The organism is Mesorhizobium sp. CNPSo 4670 (genome assembly GCF_057784235.1).
Window position 1 is genome coordinate 1 of the sequence record NZ_JBWJFQ010000013.1, and the last position, 15991, is coordinate 15991.

The 15991-nt window shown below is 63.6% G+C and carries 15 protein-coding genes; 3 read left to right on the forward strand and 12 right to left on the reverse strand.

Annotated features, from left to right (window positions below):
* Positions 1–228 (reverse strand): transposase (locus AC0ZT5_RS20995; protein ID WP_488497990.1); only part of this gene is annotated, 228 nt, incomplete at its 3' end.
* Between the two features lie 102 nt (positions 229–330).
* On the reverse strand, positions 331–957 hold the full coding sequence (locus AC0ZT5_RS21000; RefSeq protein ID WP_488497991.1) for a glutathione S-transferase family protein: 627 nt from the start codon (positions 955–957) through the stop codon (positions 331–333).
* 126 nt (positions 958–1083) lie between these two features.
* Between AC0ZT5_RS21000 and AC0ZT5_RS21005 the strand changes: the two genes are divergently transcribed.
* The 3 genes from AC0ZT5_RS21005 to AC0ZT5_RS21015 all read left to right on the forward strand — a co-directional run bounded on the left by AC0ZT5_RS21005 (position 1084) and on the right by AC0ZT5_RS21015 (position 4491).
* A complete protein-coding gene (locus tag AC0ZT5_RS21005; RefSeq protein ID WP_477285828.1) occupies positions 1084–2634 on the forward strand; it encodes a cation:proton antiporter in 1551 nt (516 codons plus the stop codon).
* Positions 2635–2726: 92 nt separating this feature from the next.
* The gene (locus AC0ZT5_RS21010; protein ID WP_488497992.1) at positions 2727–3638 is read left to right on the forward strand and encodes an endonuclease/exonuclease/phosphatase family protein; all 912 of its coding nucleotides are present in this window, start codon (positions 2727–2729) and stop codon (positions 3636–3638) included.
* Positions 3639–3645: 7 nt separating this feature from the next.
* Positions 3646–4491 carry an EamA family transporter gene (locus AC0ZT5_RS21015; RefSeq protein WP_488497993.1) on the forward strand — a complete coding sequence of 282 codons (846 nt, stop codon included), beginning with the start codon at positions 3646–3648 and terminating at the stop codon, positions 4489–4491.
* A gap of 9 nt (positions 4492–4500) precedes the next feature.
* Here AC0ZT5_RS21015 and AC0ZT5_RS21020 read toward each other — a convergent pair whose 3' ends face one another.
* The 10 genes from AC0ZT5_RS21020 to AC0ZT5_RS21065 form a co-directional block, all read right to left on the reverse strand.
* Complete coding sequence (locus AC0ZT5_RS21020) at positions 4501–5718, reverse strand: MFS transporter (protein WP_488497994.1); 1218 nt, start codon at positions 5716–5718, stop codon at positions 4501–4503.
* A gap of 91 nt (positions 5719–5809) precedes the next feature.
* Positions 5810–6127, reverse strand: a complete 318-nt coding sequence (locus AC0ZT5_RS21025; protein ID WP_488497995.1) for a Dabb family protein — start codon at positions 6125–6127, stop codon at positions 5810–5812.
* A gap of 8 nt (positions 6128–6135) precedes the next feature.
* Complete coding sequence (locus AC0ZT5_RS21030; RefSeq protein ID WP_488497996.1) at positions 6136–7764, reverse strand: GMC family oxidoreductase; 1629 nt, start codon at positions 7762–7764, stop codon at positions 6136–6138.
* A gap of 13 nt (positions 7765–7777) precedes the next feature.
* Complete coding sequence (locus AC0ZT5_RS21035) at positions 7778–8539, reverse strand: 3-ketoacyl-ACP reductase (protein WP_488497997.1); 762 nt, start codon at positions 8537–8539, stop codon at positions 7778–7780.
* Complete coding sequence (locus AC0ZT5_RS21040; RefSeq protein WP_488497998.1) at positions 8536–10053, reverse strand: GMC oxidoreductase; 1518 nt, start codon at positions 10051–10053, stop codon at positions 8536–8538. The genes AC0ZT5_RS21035 and AC0ZT5_RS21040 overlap by 4 nt, the downstream gene beginning before the upstream one ends.
* A gap of 5 nt (positions 10054–10058) precedes the next feature.
* Positions 10059–11174, reverse strand: coding sequence for an ABC transporter ATP-binding protein (locus tag AC0ZT5_RS21045; RefSeq protein ID WP_488497999.1), 1116 nt, complete (start codon positions 11172–11174; stop codon positions 10059–10061).
* A 4-nt stretch (positions 11175–11178) separates the two neighbouring features.
* The gene (locus tag AC0ZT5_RS21050) at positions 11179–12123 is read right to left on the reverse strand and encodes a carbohydrate ABC transporter permease (RefSeq protein WP_488498000.1); all 945 of its coding nucleotides are present in this window, start codon (positions 12121–12123) and stop codon (positions 11179–11181) included.
* Positions 12120–13076: a carbohydrate ABC transporter permease gene (locus tag AC0ZT5_RS21055; protein ID WP_488498001.1), complete on the reverse strand. Its 957-nt coding sequence runs from the start codon at positions 13074–13076 to the stop codon at positions 12120–12122. The genes AC0ZT5_RS21050 and AC0ZT5_RS21055 overlap by 4 nt, the downstream gene beginning before the upstream one ends.
* A gap of 90 nt (positions 13077–13166) precedes the next feature.
* Entirely contained in the window at positions 13167–14420 is a 1254-nt protein-coding gene (locus AC0ZT5_RS21060; RefSeq protein WP_056595179.1) for an ABC transporter substrate-binding protein, read from the reverse strand.
* Between the two features lie 59 nt (positions 14421–14479).
* Entirely contained in the window at positions 14480–15991 is a 1512-nt protein-coding gene (locus AC0ZT5_RS21065; protein WP_488498002.1) for an aldehyde dehydrogenase family protein, read from the reverse strand.

Genomic DNA, 15991 nt, shown 5'->3' on the forward strand with positions numbered 1-15991 from the left:
TTCGAAAAGCCGAACGAAAACATCGGCTTTGACCCAATCGCGGTAGCGCTTAAAAACGGTGTTCCAGCTCCCGAAGAAGGCTGGAAGGTCACGCCACGGACTTCCTGTCCGCACGATCCAAAGCAAGGCTTCGATGAAGCGGCGATTGTCACCGCCACTTCGTCCGGGATCGCTTGGCTTACCCAGGCAATGCGGTTCCATCTTCGCCCATTGGGCGTCCGTCAGCACAAATCGTTCCATCCAAAGCTTGAATCACAATCCAGGCTCAGGGGGAATCCCGAATCTCAACAAGCCTTAGGCGGTAGAGCGGACGGGGCAGAGGAAGAACCCTCAGGCCGGCGCTATGAATGGCTGCATGACTGTCTGAAAGACCGGCAGCGCTTCCATTTTTGCGGCATGTGCGTCCAGCGCCGGGAAGTCGGCAAGCAACACAAGCCCCGGATGCGCCTCGCCGATGAAGCGGAGCACGGCGGTGACCGCGATGTCGGCATGGCCGATGCGGTCGCCGAACCAGTAAGGTGTCGACCTTCCCTGACGATCGGCTTCCAAGACTGCAAGGACAGCCTCGATCTGTGTGCGGCAGCGTTCGGCCCAAAGGTCGGAAACTTTCTCATGCAGCCGCGTCTCGTAGAACAGGCTGACCGCCTTGTCGCCGAGGCCGGTTGCCAGAGCTGATATCCGCAGCGCGTGGTGACGCGCCGGTTCGGTCGTCGGAAAAATCCTCCGCTCGGCCGGAACGAGGCTGTCGAGATAGTCGAGCATCAAATGGCTTTCGATCAGCACCTCGCCATTGTCCAGCACCAGGGTCGGCACGCGGGCCAGCGGGTTGTAGGGCCGGATCTTGTCGGCATCGCCGAAGGCCGACCATGGACGGTGCTCGTAGGCGATGCCGTATAAGGTCATCGCAATGCCGACGCGGCGAACGAAGGGGGAGTCAAATTGGCCAATCAGGATCATCGTCGGACTCTTACGCCGCAAGTGACTGCTGGACATACTGCCACGGGGCTTGTGCGCAATGGCCAATCAACAGCATCTTGCTGGCTTGCCACTGCCGACAATGCAGCATCACGGGGGTAACAGGCCATGGCTCTTTTCGAACTGACGCTTGTCCTGCTTTTGACTGCCGTGGCGCTAACGGCGCTGTCGCGACGGCTGGAGATTCCCTATCCGTCCCTGCTGGCCTTGGCCGGGGTTGGGATTGCCTTCGTGCCCGGTGCGCCAATGATCGAAATCGATCCGGAACTGGCTCTTGCCCTGTTCATTGCACCGGTGCTTCTGGATGCCGCCTACGACACATCGTTGCGGGATCTCAACCGCTACCGGCTGCCGCTTGCGCTGCTGGCGCTCGGCGCCGTCGTCTTCACCACGGTGGTCGTTGCTTTCGTTGGCTGGAAGATGGCCGGGCTGCCGATCGCGGCGGCAATCGCGCTCGGCGCCATCGTCGCGCCGCCCGATGCGGTCGCGGCGTCCGCCGTACTCGGGCAGTTCAAGGTGCCGCACCGCATCACCGCCATCCTGCAGGGCGAGAGCCTGCTCAACGATGCCACCGCACTCCTGATCTACCGCCTGGCGGTTTCGGCAGCGCTCGGCTCCATCATGCTGAGCAACGCCATCCCGACGATCCTGCTGTCGACGATTGGCAGCCTCGTCGCGGGTTATCTGCTAGGCCGCTTTTCGCTGCTGACGCTCAGCCGGATCGAGGATGCGGCAAGCAGCACCGTGGTGCAATTCGCCGGGACATTCGGGGTGTGGATCCTGGCCGACAGGCTTGGCCTGTCGGCCATCATCACCATCGTCGTCTACGCCATGACCATTGCGCGGATGGCGCCGCGCCGCATGTCGGCCAGGCGGCGCGTCAGCACCTATTCGGTGTGGGAGTCGGCGGTCTTCGTGCTCAACGTGCTGGCCTTCGTGCTGATGGGCCTGCAGGCACGATCGATCGTCGGCCGCCTCTCCGGCGAAGGGCAAGGCGAAGCCTTTCTCTTCGCTGCAACGGTGCTGGCCGTCGTCGTCGTGGCGCGCCTCGTCTGGGTGGGGAGTTACGTTGCGATCATCCGATGGTTGGCCCGCTTCGGCAGCGAAGGCCAAAGGCGAGATGTGCCGACGTTTGGCGGCGCGGTGCTCGTCGGTTGGTGCGGCATGCGGGGGCTGGTGACGTTGGTGGTGGCCATTGCGCTGCCGGCGGGTTTTCCCGGCCGTGATCCGATCGTGCTTGCCGCCTTCGCGGTCGTTCTCGGCACGCTGGTGCTGCAAGGCATGACCCTGAAGCCGCTGCTGCGGATACTCAACTTCGACCCGGACAGAACGATCGACAACGAGGTGGCGCAGGCGCGAGTCGCCATCATGCAGGCAGCCCTTGACGTGTTGAGCCGCAAGACATCGGCGGCTGCTGCTGTTGTGCGCGAGCAGTATGAGGCTCAGCGCCTAATCGCTCAAAACCCGGAGGACGCACAGGCGGCAACCGAATATGACCGGCTGCGCCTCTATGCCATCAACCGCCAGCGCGACACGCTCGAGGAGCTGCGCCGCAACGGCACAATCGGTGACGAGGCCTATCACCGGCTTGAAGAGGAAATCGACTGGTCGGAACTGGCGGCATCGCCAGCTGGAAGTTTCCAGCCGCTGACGACGTGAGATATCTGGCCCAAGCCGCTGCCATTTCCCTGCACATTGCAACCAATCTGCCGAACCGCTACTGCCATCATCGAAATTGAGCCGGATAAGCAATGAAGCTGGTCAGCTACAACATCCAGTACGGGTTCGGCAGCGACGGCCGCTACGATCTTTCGCGTGCCGCCCGCATCGTCGCCGGCGCCGACATCATCGCGCTGCAGGAAGTCGAACGGCACTGGCAGCGCAGCAACTACGACGACCAGCCGGAGCTGCTTTCGCGCCTGCTGCCCGACTATCACTGGGTCTATGGTCCGGCCTTCGACATGGACGCCAGCGAGCAGCGCGACGCCCGTCCGATCAACCGACGCCGGCAGTTCGGCACGATGGTGCTGTCGAAGCTGCCGATCGTCTGGTCGCGGCTGCATGCGCTGCCGATGCGCCGCACGCTGCGGCCGCTCAACACGCGCAACGCGGCGCTTGAATGCATGATCCGAGCGCCGGCCGGCCCGGTTCGGGTGTTTTCGTTGCATCTCGCCCATATCGCGGCGGAGGAGCGACTGGAGCAGATCGATTACCTCTTGGGCGAACATCGCCGTGCGACCCGCGAGGGCGGGCCGTGGAGCGGCGTCGATGACGAGCCGGTGCGCAACTGGAGCAATGGCGAGCCGGAGCCGGAAAATCCGTTGGAAGCGATCTGGATGGGCGATTTCAACATGGAGCCGGGCAGCGCCGAATATGGCCGCATCGTCGGCAGTGCGCCCTATCATCGCGGCGCCGCCTACCTCGATGGCTTCGTCGATGCCGCCGCCGTTGCCAGCCAGCCGACCGCGGATTTCCACACCCATTTGAAGACCATCGACGGTAAACTGGCCAAACGCCGGCTCGACCATTGCTTCGTCGGCGGCATGTTTGCCGGGCGCGTCCGCTCGGTCGGCGCCGATGTCGGCGAGGTCGCATCGGACCATTTCCCGCTGCGGATCGACATCGACCTCGAAACGCCGCTCGCCGTGCTGCGCGGCGGATGAGCCGGCAATGACGCCCTTCGTCTTCTTCGCGGTGCTTGCCGCCGCCGCCATGCACGCGATCTGGAACGCGCTGGTCAAGGTGCATCTCGACCGCTTCCTGTCGATCACGCTGATGACGCTCGGCATGGGCGCTGCCGCCCTTGTCGTGCTGCCTTTCGTCGAAGTGCCGAAGGCGCAGGTGTGGCCCTACATCATCGCTTCGGTGATCTTCCATATGGGCTACCGGACCTTCCTGATTGGCGCCTACCAGGCCGGCGATTTCGCCCAGACCTATCCTCTGGCGCGTGGCACGGCACCTTTGCTGGCAGCCCTTGGCGGTATGTTCGTGGTCGCCGAGGTGCCGGCGCCGCTTGCCATTCTTGGCATTTTCCTGCTGTCGGCCGGCACGTTGGTGATGTCGTTTCGCGGCGGTGCGCATCTGGAAAAGCTGAACCTGCGCGCGGTCGGCTTTGCGTTGGGCACTTCGATCTTCATCGCCAGCTATACGCTGTCCGACGGCAGCGGCGCGCGGCTGGCCGCCACGGCGCAAAGCTACGCCGCCTGGCTGTTCATCTGCGATGCCGTTGGAGCGCTGGTGCTATGCCTGATCTTCCGTGGACCGAAAGCGCTGCCGGTGCTGGCGCGCGACTGGAAGGTGGGCCTGTTCACCGGCGTACTCAGCGGTGCGGCCTATTGGATCGTGATGTGGGCAATGACCAAGGCGCCGATCGCCTCGGTGGCGTCGCTGCGCGAGACTTCGATCCTGTTCGCCATGATGATCTCGGTCTTCGCCCTCGGCGAGAAGATGACCAGCTGGCGCGCTGCCGCCACGCTCAGCATCGTCGCCGGCGTCGTTGCACTCCGACTGGGTTAACCGCTGCGGTCAGCCCAGCACTGTCATTACCTGGCCGCGTCGCTCCGGACTGAAGCGGATGACGACGATGATGCAGACGGCAACCACCCCGGCAAAAACCGCCAGAGCGTAGCCATAGCTACCCCCAGGGGCCTCCGCTATGCCTGCCTGGTAAGGGCCGCCATAGGACGCTGCGAGATTACCGGCCTGATAGATGAAGCCGGGCAAGGTCGCCCGCACGGACCCCGGCGAAAGCTCGTTGAGATGCACCGGGATGACGCCCCAGGCGCCCTGGACCGCGACCTGCATGACGAAGGCGCCAATGGCGAGCATGAAGGGCGTGGTGCTGTAGGCCCACAGCGGAATCGACGGCAAGGCGATCAGGCACGCCAGGGTGATGGCGTTGATGCGGCCGATCTTCTCGGACAAAGCACCGAATGCCAGGCCGCCAACGATGGCGCCGATGTTGGCGACGATGGTGATCCAGCTCACCGTATGCGGATCGAACCCGTGCTGCTTCCTCAGGAAGGTCGGGTAGAGGTCCTGCGTGCCATGGCTGAAGAAATTGAAGAACATCATCAGCACGACGGCATAGAGGGCGACGCCCCAGTGCTTTTGCAGCGTTTCCAACAGTCCCGGCCTCGCGGTCTTCTGCGCGTCGACGAAGGCCGGCGATTCCGGCACGTGCGAGCGGATGAACAGCACGATCAATGCCGGCACGAAGCTGAGCAGGAACATGGCGCGCCAGCCGATCGTGTAGCCGCCGATCGTCTGCTGATAGAGCAAGCCATAGACCACTGCCGCCAAGAGGTAGCCGGTCGGATAGCCGCATTGCAGGATGCCCGAGACCATGCCGCGCGCGCTGGGCGGGATGGACTCCATGGCGAGCGAACTGCCAAGTCCCCATTCGCCGCCCATGGCAATGCCGAACAGGGCGCGCAGTGCCAGGAAGATGCCGAGATTGGGCGAGAAGGCGGCCAGCGCGCCAATCACCGAATAGCTGACGATGTTGAGCATGAGGATGGGCTTGCGCCCGTATCTGTCGGCAAGCATGCCGAAGAAAAAGGCGCCGATGAAGCGTGTCGCCAAAGTCAGGAACAGCGCCTTCGAGACGGCCGGAACGTCAGTCTGGAATTCAGTCGCAATATCCGTGAGCAGGAATGTCAGGAGGAAGAAATCGAAAGCGTCGAGCGTCCAGCCCAGAAATGAAGCCAGGACGGTTTTTTTCTGTTGGGAATTGAGGTTCAAGACCTTCCTCCTTTGCCGTCCCCGGGCAACGATATGTCGCCCGGTCGGCAAAAGAGAACAGCTGGTCAGCCGGCTTTCGAAAAACCGGCGGTCACTTTTTCGTAAGCTCGAGATCGAAGACCATCAATCCGTCGGTGCCGCCTTCGAGTGCGGCAACCAGTCGGGTGCCGGCGCGCTGATGCGCCTCATGCACCAGATAGGCGTCGCGGGCGGCGGCGTCGCGGAAATCGATGGTGAAGCCATGGGTGAAGCCGCGTGCGAACGGCTCCGGGCTGACATTGGCGCTGAATTGGACCGTGTCCATGCCGTCGATCACCTGTCGCAGCGCCTCGAGATCGGCATGGATCGCCATGCGCTCGGCGGCGGGAACATCGTTGCGAAACCTGGCGAAGACGCAGTGCCTGATCATCTTTGCTCCTAAGCCGCCCGGTTTCCGGAAAATACCGCGGGCGGCAGCGGCTCGCGGTCGAGGATGAGGTCGGCGCCCTTCTCGCCGACCATGATGGTCGGCGCATTGGTGTTGGAGGAGGGCACGCGCGGCATCACCGAGGCGTCGCAGACCCGCAGGCCCTCGATGCCGCGCAGCCGCAGATCGGGTGTCACCACGGCCATATCGTCATGGCCCATGCGGCAGGTGCCGACCGGATGATGGTCGGTCTTGGAACTGCGGCAGGCATAGTCGAACAGCTCGTCGTCGCTGGCGAGCGACGGGCCGGGCAGCACTTCGCGCAACACGTAGGGCGCAAGCGCCTTCTGCTGCATGATCTCGCGCGCCAGCCGCAATCCCTTGATCGACATGGCGCGATCGTAGGGATCGGACCAGTAGTTCGGATCGATCAGCGGATGGTCGGCCGGGTCGGCGCTCTTCAGCCGCACCGTGCCGCGCGAGCGCGGCCGCAGGAAGGCGGAATTCAGGGTGACGCCCGGGTTGTTCAGCTTCTCGACGCCGGCTTCGATGCCGGAGCCCAAGCCGAGGTGGAACTGGATGTCGGGCGAGGCGGCGGTCGGGTCGGCGTACCAGAAGCCGCCGGTCTCGAACAGGCTGGAAGCCACCGGGCCCTTCTTCAGCAGCAGATATTGCAGACCGGCCCAGGCCGTGCGGTGCAGCTTGGCGTAATTGTCATAGGTGTGGTCGCCGGTGCATTCGGCGATGACGAAAAGATCGAGATGGTCCTGCATGTTGGAGCCGACGCCGGGCAGGTCATGCACCGGCGTAACGCCGACCGATTTGAGATGGTCGGCCGGCCCGATACCGGACTGCATCAACAGCTTAGGCGAGCCGATGGCGCCGGACGAGACGATCACCTCGCGGTCTGCGCGCAGGATTCTCTTCTCGCCGCCCGGCCTGTCGACGATCTCGACACCGATGGCGCGGCCTTTCTCGACGACGATGCGGGTCACCAGCACGTCGGTCCTGACGGTGAGGTTCTTGCGAGCGCGGATCGGCTTGAGATAGGCGACCGAAGCGGAGGAACGCCGCGCATCCTTCTGGGTCAGCTGATAGTAGCCGACGCCCTCCTGGCTGGCGCCGTTGAAATCCGGGTTGAAGGGAATGCCCATCTCCTGGCCGGCGCGGAAATAGGCCTCGCAGATAGGCAACGGCGAAATCGGGTTCGACACGCCGAGCGGGCCCTGGTCGCCATGAAAGTCGTTGGCGTAGCGCTGGTTGTTCTCGGCGCGCTTGAAATAGGGCAGCACATCGCGATAGCCCCAGCCGGCGAGGCCCTCTTCCTTCTCCCAGGCGTCATAGTCGCGGGCATTGCCGCGCGTGTAGATCTGGGCGTTGATGGAAGAACCGCCGCCGACCACCTTGGCCTGCGTGTACCAGAAGACGCGGTCCTTCATGTGCTTCTGCGGAACGGTCGACCAGCCCCACGAAGCAATGCCCTTGGTCATCTTTGCGAAGCCCGCCGGCATGTGAATGTAGGGATGCCAGTCTTTTCCGCCGGCTTCCAGCAGCAGCACCTGATGCGTCGGATCCTCGCTCAACCGGTTGGCCAGAACGCAGCCGGCCGGGCCGGCGCCCACGATGATGTAGTCGGTCATGACACTATCCACCTTACAGCCGCGGCACGGAGAGCGCGCCGTCGACATTGATGATCGAGCCGGTCGAAAAGCCGAGCTTGCCGCCGGCAAGCGTCGCCACCACGGCACCGATGTCCGATGCTTCGCCCCAGCGCTTTGCCGGCACCAGCCCGCCGTCGATCAAGGCGCCGTATTTGGCGGTGACGCCTGATGTCATGTCGGTTCGGATGATGCCCGGCCGCACCTCGAACACAGCGATGTCCTCGGCGGCGAGCCTGAGCGCCAGGGTCTTCACCCACATCGACAGGCCGGCTTTCGAGATGCAGTAGTCCGGCCGTTCCGGCGACGCCATTTCGGCGCTGACCGAGGTGATGGTGATGATCGATTTCGGGTGATCTCCGGGTACAGCCAGCATCGCCTTGGCGACGGCCTGGCTGAGGAACACGGTGCCGCGCAGATTGATGTTGAGCGCCTTGTCGAAATTCTCGGGCTTCAGTTCCAGGAGGTCGCCGCGCACCACGGCGCCGACACCGGCATTGTTGACCAGGCAGTCGATGCGGCCGAAGGCGCGCATCGTGGCATCGACCAGTGCCGCATGGCCGCCGAGATCGGCGATGTCGCAGCTGACATAGGCGAACTTCGCGCCGTGCGTGGTGATGTCCTCGGCTAACGCGTCAGCGGGCTTTTCGGCAAGGTCGGCGACGAGGATATCGAAGCCGGCATCGGCCAGCGCATGGGCGCAGGCAAGGCCGATGCCGCGCGCGCCGCCAGTGACGATGGCCGCTGGGCGGCTCATGCGGAAAGCTCGCTCTTGCGGATATGGTCGGCGACACGCAGCGCTTGCGCGGCGATCGACAGCGCCGGATTGACGGCGGCCGAATTCGGCAGGAAGCCGCCATCGACAACGAACAGATTCTGATGATCGAACGACCGGCAGAACGGGTCGAGCGGCGCGGTGGCCGGATCGTCGCCCATCTTCACCGTGCCGCACTGGTGCGACGGCGTGCGCTTGTCAAAGGGACGCGACAGCACGATCGGATAGCCGCAGGCGCGGAAGTTTTCGCGCATCACCTTCGTCAAGCCGTCGAGCGACTGCATGTTGGAGCGCCGCCATTGCATGACGATGTCCTTGCCGTCGACCATGATGCGGCTTTCGGGATCAGGCAGGTCCTCGCACATCAAGTACCAGTCGACAGCATGGCCGGCCATGAAATCGAGCGCGATTTTCGGCGCGAACTTCACATTGGCGCTGAGGATGTTGCCGTCGATCTTGCCGAGCAACTGGACGTTGCCGAGCGGCCTGCCGCCCTTGCCGTCGGAGAGGTAATAATCGTTCAGCATCAGCGTCTTCTGATAGACGGCATCGTTGCGGCGGCGCGGATCTATCGCCAGCATGGCGCTGGAATTGTGGTTCATGAAATTGCGGCCGACCTGGTCGGAGCGGTTGGCGAGGCCCTTGCCACCTCCCTTGCCGGTGGCGGGTGACGGCGAACGCAGCAGGATGACCGCCGAATTGACCGCACCGGCGGAGAGAATGACCAGCTTCGGCGTCAGTTTTTTCAACGCGCCATTCTGGCGATAGTGAACAGCGACGATGGTTTTGCCGTCGGCCGAGGCTTCGAGATACTCGACATAGGCGCCGGTCTCTAACTTTATGCTCGGGTCGGTCAGCGCCGCCGTCAGTGGTCCCGTTTGCGCGTCGACCTTGCCCTGGCCGGTGTTCGGGAAAGCGTCCCAGCCGGTCTTTCCCTCCTTCAGCCATGTGTCGATGTCGACGCCAAGCGGCAGCGAAGCCGGATGCAGGCCGAGGCCCTTGAGCTCGGCGCGGGCGCGGGCGATCGGCGCCTCGTCGGGCACCGGCTTGAAGGCATAGGGGATCGAATGAAACGGCTCGGTCGGGTCTTCGCCCAGTGAGCCGCGCACGCGAAACAGCTGCTCGGCCTTCGAATACCAGGGCTCGAATTCTTCATAGGAAAACGGCCAGGCCGGCGAGACGCCGCCGAAATGCTCCATGGCCGCAAAATCTTCCCTGCGGTAGCGGATCAGCACGGCGCCGTAGAATTTCGAATTGCCGCCGACATAGTAATAGTTGCCGGGGTTGAAGGCTGCACCGCCCGCCTCGCGCCACATCTCTTTCGGCCGGTAATGACCGTCGACGAAGATCGAACGCGTGTCGCGCGCATGCGGCGTTGCCGGCAACGGTTCGCCGCGCTCCAGCATCAGGATCGAGGCGCCGCTGCCGGCCAGACCGGAGGCGATCGTGGCGCCGCCGATGCCGGAGCCGATGATGACGATATCGGGATTGGTCATCTCGGTCAGAGAATGCGGTTTTCGGTCGCCGGATCGAAGAACACCGCCTTGGTCAGGTTGAAGGCGAGCGGCGTGTTGGTCCCGGGCTGGATGTTGGCGTCGGCGCGCAGCCGCGCCACTACGCCCTTGCCGCCGAGATTGGTGACGGCGAAGGTGTCGGAGCCTGCCGGCTCCACCACCTCGATAAAGCAGTCGGCGGTGGCTATGTTCGAGGCATTGCGCTCGGCGCCTTCCGGATCGGTCAGCGCTTCGGGGCGGACACCGAAGATGATCGGCTTGCCCTGGAATGCCGACAGGCCCGCCGGGGCGTTGGCCATCGGCAGCGAGATCGGCTCGCGTGCCTCGCGCTGCAGCACGACGGACAGCGCGTTGCCGTTGGTGCCGATCGTCGCCGGGATCAGGTTCATTGCCGGGGAACCCATGAAGTCGGCGACGAAGAGATTGGTCGGGTTGTTGTAGATCTCGGCCGGGGTGCCGAACTGTTGCACTTCGCCGTCGCGCATGACGGCGATCTTGGTCGCCAGCGTCATCGCCTCGATCTGGTCGTGGGTGACATAGACGATGGTGGTGCCGGTGGTGGCATGCAGGCGCTTGATCTCGATGCGCATGTCGACACGCAGCTTGGCGTCGAGGTTGGACAGCGGCTCGTCGAACAGGAACAGTTTGGGGTCGCGCACCAGCGCCCGGCCCATGGCAACCCGCTGGCGCTGGCCGCCGGAAAGCTGGCTTGGCTTGCGCTGCAGGAGGTGGCCGATCTGCAGCACCTTGGCCACCTTGTCGATGGCCTGCTGGCGCTCTGCCGCCGGCACGCCACGCATCTCCATGCCGAAGGAGATGTTTCCGGCCACCGTCATGTTCGGATAGAGCGCATAGCTCTGGAACACCATGGCGATGTCGCGCTTGGACGGATGCAGATCGTTGATGGCGCGGCCTTCGACACGGATTTCGCCCGAGGTGATCGTCTCCAGGCCGGCGATGGTGTTGAGCAAGGTGGACTTGCCGCAGCCGGACGGGCCGACCAGAACCAGGAAGCCGCCCTTATCGAGTTCGACATCGATCCCCTTGAGGATCTCGACCTGGCCGAAGCGCTTTCTCAGGCCATCAATTTCCAGAAAAGCCATCAGATTATCCTTTGACGGCGCCCGCCATCAGACCGCGCACGAAATAGCGGCCGGCGAGCACATAGACGAGAAGGGTTGGCAGTGCGGCGATCATCGCAGCTGCCATGTTGACGTTGTATTCGACGACGCCTGTCGAGGTGTTGACGACGTTGTTGAGCGCCACTGTCATCGGCATCGCGTCGCCGGTGCCGGCATAGGCAGAGGCGAACAGGAAGTCGTTCCAGATGTTGGTGAACTGGTAGATGACGGTGACGACGAAGATCGGCATCGAGTTCGGCAGCATGATGCGGCGGAAGATCTGGAAGAAGGAGGCGCCGTCGACCTGCGCTGCCTTGACCAGCTCAGTCGGGAAGGCCTCGTAATAGTTGCGGAAGAACAGAGTGGTGAAGCCGATGCCGTAGACGACGTGGACGAAGACGAGGTTGACCGTCGAATTGCCGAGTCCGAAGCTCGTTCCGACCGAGTTCCGCAGCGTCACGCCGAAGCGGCCGACGCTGCCGAGGATCGTCGCCATCGGCAACAGCACCGACTGGAACGGGATGAAGCAGGCGAACAGCATCAACCCGAACACCAGCGTTGCGCCGCGGAAGCGCCATTTGGTCAGCACGTAGCCGTTGAGCGCGCCGAGCATCGTCGAGATCAGCACGGCCGGAACCACCATCTTGATGGAGTTCCAGAAATAGCCCTTGATGCCGGCGCAGGTGAGGCCGACACAGGTCTCGCCCCAGGCCTTCAGCCACGGGTCGAAGGTCGGTGCCTGGGGCAGCGCCAGCATATTGCCGTTCTGGATCTCGTCCATGGTCTTGAACGAGGTGACCAGCATGACGAACAGCGGCATCAGGTAGAACAGCGCAAACAGCGCCAGCAGCCCGTAGATGACGATGCGGTTGACGATCCTAGCGTTGACGCCGCCTGAGGCCTGGCGGGCGGGCGTGGTGACGGCGCTCATCGCGGCTTCTCCCGCAGTTCCGAATAGAGATAGGGAACGATGATGGCGATGATGGTCATCAGCATGATCACCGCGCTGGCCGAGCCGACGGCCATTTCGTTGCGCTTGAAGGTGTACTCATACATGAAGTTCGACGGGAGCCAGGCCGAGCCGCCGGGGCCGCCGCTGGTCAACGCCACGACAAGGTCATACGACTTGATGGCGAGGTGGGCGAGCACGATGAAGGCCGACAGGAAGATCGGCCGCAGCAGCGGGATGACGATGCGGCGATAGAGCTGCAAGGTGGTGGCGCCATCGATCTGCGCCGCCTTCATGATCTCGCCGTCGATGCCGCGCAGGCCGGCCAGGAACATCGCCATGATGAAGCCGGAGGCCTGCCAGACGCCGGCAATGACCACGGTGTAGATGACGAAGTCCTTGTTCTTGATCCAGTCGAAATGGAAGCTCGTCCAGCCCCATTGATGCAAGGTCTGCTCGAGGCCGAGACCGGGATCGAGGAACCATTTCCAGGCGACGCCGGTGACGATGAAGGACAGCGCCATCGGATAGAGATAGATCGGCCGCAGCACGCCTTCGCCGCGGATCTTCTGGTCGAGCAGGATGGCCAGGAACAGGCCGAGCGCCAGGCAGATGAAGATGTAGAGAAAGCCGAAAATGCCCATGTTGGTGATCGACGTGTACCAGCTCGATGGCGGGTCGGTGTCGAAGGTCCAGCCCCACAGCCGCTGGTAGGCGCGCGAGCCGGTGATGACATAGGACGGGAAGGTCTTGGAATTGGTGAAGGACAGATAGATCGTCCACAGGATGAAGCCGTAGACGAAGACAATGGTGATGGCGAAGCTCGGCGCCAGCACGATCTTAGGCAGCGCGTCCTGCAGGCGCGAGCGCACCGAGGCGCGCGGTCGGGCCTGCTCTGGCGTCAGCTTGATCTGGCTTGTCGCTACCGTGCTCATAGGGCTCCTCCCGTCGACGCGAGGCCAACCAGGTTCGCGGATCGGAGCCTTCCCCGCTGGAGCGGGGAAGGCGCGTTTGGTGTGTGGCGCTTACTTGGCGTCGTCGATCGCCTTAACCAGTTCGGTCACGGCCTCGTCCGAGGTCTTGATCTGACCATGGACGAACTTGGAGACGACATCCTTGTAGGCATTGGCGACCGCCGGAGGCGCGCCATAACCCTGGGCGAGCGAGCCGAACAGCGTGCCGCCGTCATTGGCTGCCTTCAGGTCGGCGATGCCCTTCTTGCCGCAGGCGTCGAAGTCGGTGTCCGGAACGTCGGTACGGGCCGGAACCGAACCCTTGACGACGTTGAAGGCCGACTGGAAGCTCTTCGACAGGGTGGCGGTGGCCAATGCGACCTGGGCGGCCTTGCGGTCATCCGGAACATTGAACATGCCGAACATGTCGGAGTTGTAGATCACCGAGCCGTCGGTGCCCGGGAAGCGATAGCACAGGAAGTCCGTGCCCGGGGTCTTCTTGGCGGCGTGGAATTCACCCTTGGCCCAGTCGCCCATGACCTGCACCAGAGCGTCGCCCTTGATGACCATGGCGGTGGCCAGGTTCCAGTCGCGGCCGGAGAAGTTCGGGTCGACATAGGTGACGAGCTTGGCGAGATTGTCGAACGACTTCTTCATCGTATCGGACTTGAGCGAAGCGTCGTCGAGGTCGTTGAAGGCCTTCTTGTAGAACTCAGGTCCGCCGGTCGACAGCACGACCGAGTCGAACATGGTGGCTTCCTGCCAGTTCTGGCCGCCGAGAGCGAGCGGGATCACGCCTGCCGCCTTGGCCTTGTCGAGCAGGGCAACGAAGTCGTCGAAGGTCTTCGGCTCGGTGCCGCCGATCTTGTCCATGACGGCCTTGTTGATCCACAGCCAGTTGACCGAGTGGACGTTGACCGGAGCCGCGACCCACTTGCCTTCATAGACCGAGAACTTCTGCAGGGCTGCCGGAACGGACTTGTCCCAGCCTTCCTTCTTCGCCGTCTCGGTCAGGTCGCCCATGACGCCGGCCGCCGCATAGTCGAGCACGGTGTAGCCGAGCATCTGCGAGGCGGTCGGGTAGTTGCCGGCCGCGACCATCGCCTTCAGCGCGGTCATGGCTGCGTCGCCGCCGCCGCCGGCCACCGGCACGTCCTTCCAAGCATAGCCTTCCTTGGCCAGGTCGCCCTTGAGGACGTTGAGAGCAGCCGCTTCGCCGCCCGACGTCCACCAATGCAGCATCTGGACTTCCTTGACGTCCTCGGCATGGGCCGCGAAAGCAAGGCCCGATGCGAGAGCCGTTCCGATAAGAAGTTTGCGCAACATGTACTTCCTCCCTTGTTGCATCTACACGACCGGCGAATGTCCGCCGGGTTCTTCCCAACTCAGCCGACCCACCATCCGGTGCGTTGGCCGCGATGAAACTGGATTGTCTTTTCTTCGGTATAGTCCTCTACGGCGCGTTTGCCGAGTTCGCGTCCGAGACCGGACTGCTTGTAGCCTCCGAATGGCAGCTCGGGGTAACCTTCCATGAACGTGTTTACCCAGACGGTTCCCGAACGCACACTCCGCGCCACCGACATGCAGGTGTCGATGCTGGCGCTCCACACGCCCGCAGACAAACCATAAGGCGTGTTGTTGGCGATGTGCAACGCCTTTTCAATCGTTTCAAAAGTCAGCACCGAGAGCACCGGTCCGAACACTTCTTCGCGCGCGATGGCCATATCCTCGGTGACGCCGCGGATGATGGTGGGATCGAGGTACTGGCCGGCATTCGAGGCCAAACGCTTGCCGCCGCTGTAGACACTGCTACCGTCGCTTGCCGCTGCCGTAACATAGCCGGCTACCTTGGCCAGATGGTCGGACGAGATCATCGCGCCGACCTTGGTGTTGTCGTCGAGTGGATCGCCGACCGTCACCCTGGCGGTGAGCGCCTTGACCGCGCCGAGAAAATCCTCGGCGATCGCCTCGTGCACGATCAGCCGGCTGCCGGCATTGCAGCATTCGCCAGCATTGAAGAAGCCGCCGAAAACCGCCGCGTCCGCGGCCGCTTCGAGGTCCGCGTCCGGAAAGACGATCTGGCCGTTCTTGCCGCCGAGCTCCATCGAGACTTTCTTCAAGGATTGCGCGGCCGAGGCCATGGTCATCTTGCCGACGCGGGTGGAGCCGGTGAACGAGACCATCTCGATCAGGGGATGGCTGACCATCGGCGCGCCGACATCGGCGCCAAGACCGGCGAGGATGTTGACGACGCCGGCTGGCAGGCCGGCCTGCATCAGGATGTCACCGAGAACAAAGGTCGAGGCCGAGGTCATTTCGCTCGGCTTGACCACCGCCGTACAGCCGGCGGCGAGCGCGAATGGTAGTTTCTGGCTGACGATCAGGAAGGGGAAATTCCACGGCGTGATGATCGAGACGACGCCGATCGGCTCGCGCAGCACCACGCCAAGCATGGCGTCGCCGAGATTGGCGTAGGATTCGCCGTGCAGGGTGCGGGCGAGCGAGGCGGCATAGCGCCAGATGTCGACGGCACCACCAATTTCGCCGCGCGCCTGGGCGATCGGCTTGCCGGATTCCAGTGCGTCGAGCCGGGCGATCTCCTCCAGCCGTGCCTCGATCAGGTCGGCCGTCTTGAGCAGGATCGCGGCGCGCTCGGCCGCCTTCATGCGCGGCCATGGGCCCGTCTCGAACGCCCTGTGCGCGGCCTGCACCGCGGCTTCGACTTCGGCTTCGCCACCCTGTGCATAGTGTGAGACGGCGAAGCCGTGGCCGGGGCTCTTGCGCTCCAGCATGCGGCCATCGCGGGCATCGACATGCTTGCCGTCGATCAGCAGCCGATAGGTTCTTGGCGCTGTGGATGCCTCGGCGGGCATGATGATGTTGAGAGGGGCGTTCAT

Bases quoted from the DNA above. Each gene is read 5' to 3' on its own strand.
- AC0ZT5_RS21000 (WP_488497991.1), bottom strand. From the start codon at position 957: ATGATCCTGATTGGCCAATTTGACTCCCCCTTCGTTCGCCGCGTCGGC.
- AC0ZT5_RS21005 (WP_477285828.1), top strand. From the start codon at position 1,084: ATGGCTCTTTTCGAACTGACGCTTGTCCTGCTTTTGACTGCCGTGGCG.
- AC0ZT5_RS21010 (WP_488497992.1), top strand. From the start codon at position 2,727: ATGAAGCTGGTCAGCTACAACATCCAGTACGGGTTCGGCAGCGACGGC.
- AC0ZT5_RS21015 (WP_488497993.1), top strand. From the start codon at position 3,646: ATGACGCCCTTCGTCTTCTTCGCGGTGCTTGCCGCCGCCGCCATGCAC.
- AC0ZT5_RS21025 (WP_488497995.1), bottom strand. From the start codon at position 6,127: ATGATCAGGCACTGCGTCTTCGCCAGGTTTCGCAACGATGTTCCCGCC.
- AC0ZT5_RS21030 (WP_488497996.1), bottom strand. From the start codon at position 7,764: ATGACCGACTACATCATCGTGGGCGCCGGCCCGGCCGGCTGCGTTCTG.
- AC0ZT5_RS21035 (WP_488497997.1), bottom strand. From the start codon at position 8,539: ATGAGCCGCCCAGCGGCCATCGTCACTGGCGGCGCGCGCGGCATCGGC.
- AC0ZT5_RS21040 (WP_488497998.1), bottom strand. From the start codon at position 10,053: ATGACCAATCCCGATATCGTCATCATCGGCTCCGGCATCGGCGGCGCC.
- AC0ZT5_RS21045 (WP_488497999.1), bottom strand. From the start codon at position 11,174: ATGGCTTTTCTGGAAATTGATGGCCTGAGAAAGCGCTTCGGCCAGGTC.
- AC0ZT5_RS21050 (WP_488498000.1), bottom strand. From the start codon at position 12,123: ATGAGCGCCGTCACCACGCCCGCCCGCCAGGCCTCAGGCGGCGTCAAC.
- AC0ZT5_RS21055 (WP_488498001.1), bottom strand. From the start codon at position 13,076: ATGAGCACGGTAGCGACAAGCCAGATCAAGCTGACGCCAGAGCAGGCC.
- AC0ZT5_RS21060 (WP_056595179.1), bottom strand. From the start codon at position 14,420: ATGTTGCGCAAACTTCTTATCGGAACGGCTCTCGCATCGGGCCTTGCT.
- AC0ZT5_RS21065 (WP_488498002.1), bottom strand. From the start codon at position 15,991: ATGAACGCCCCTCTCAACATCATCATGCCCGCCGAGGCATCCACAGCG.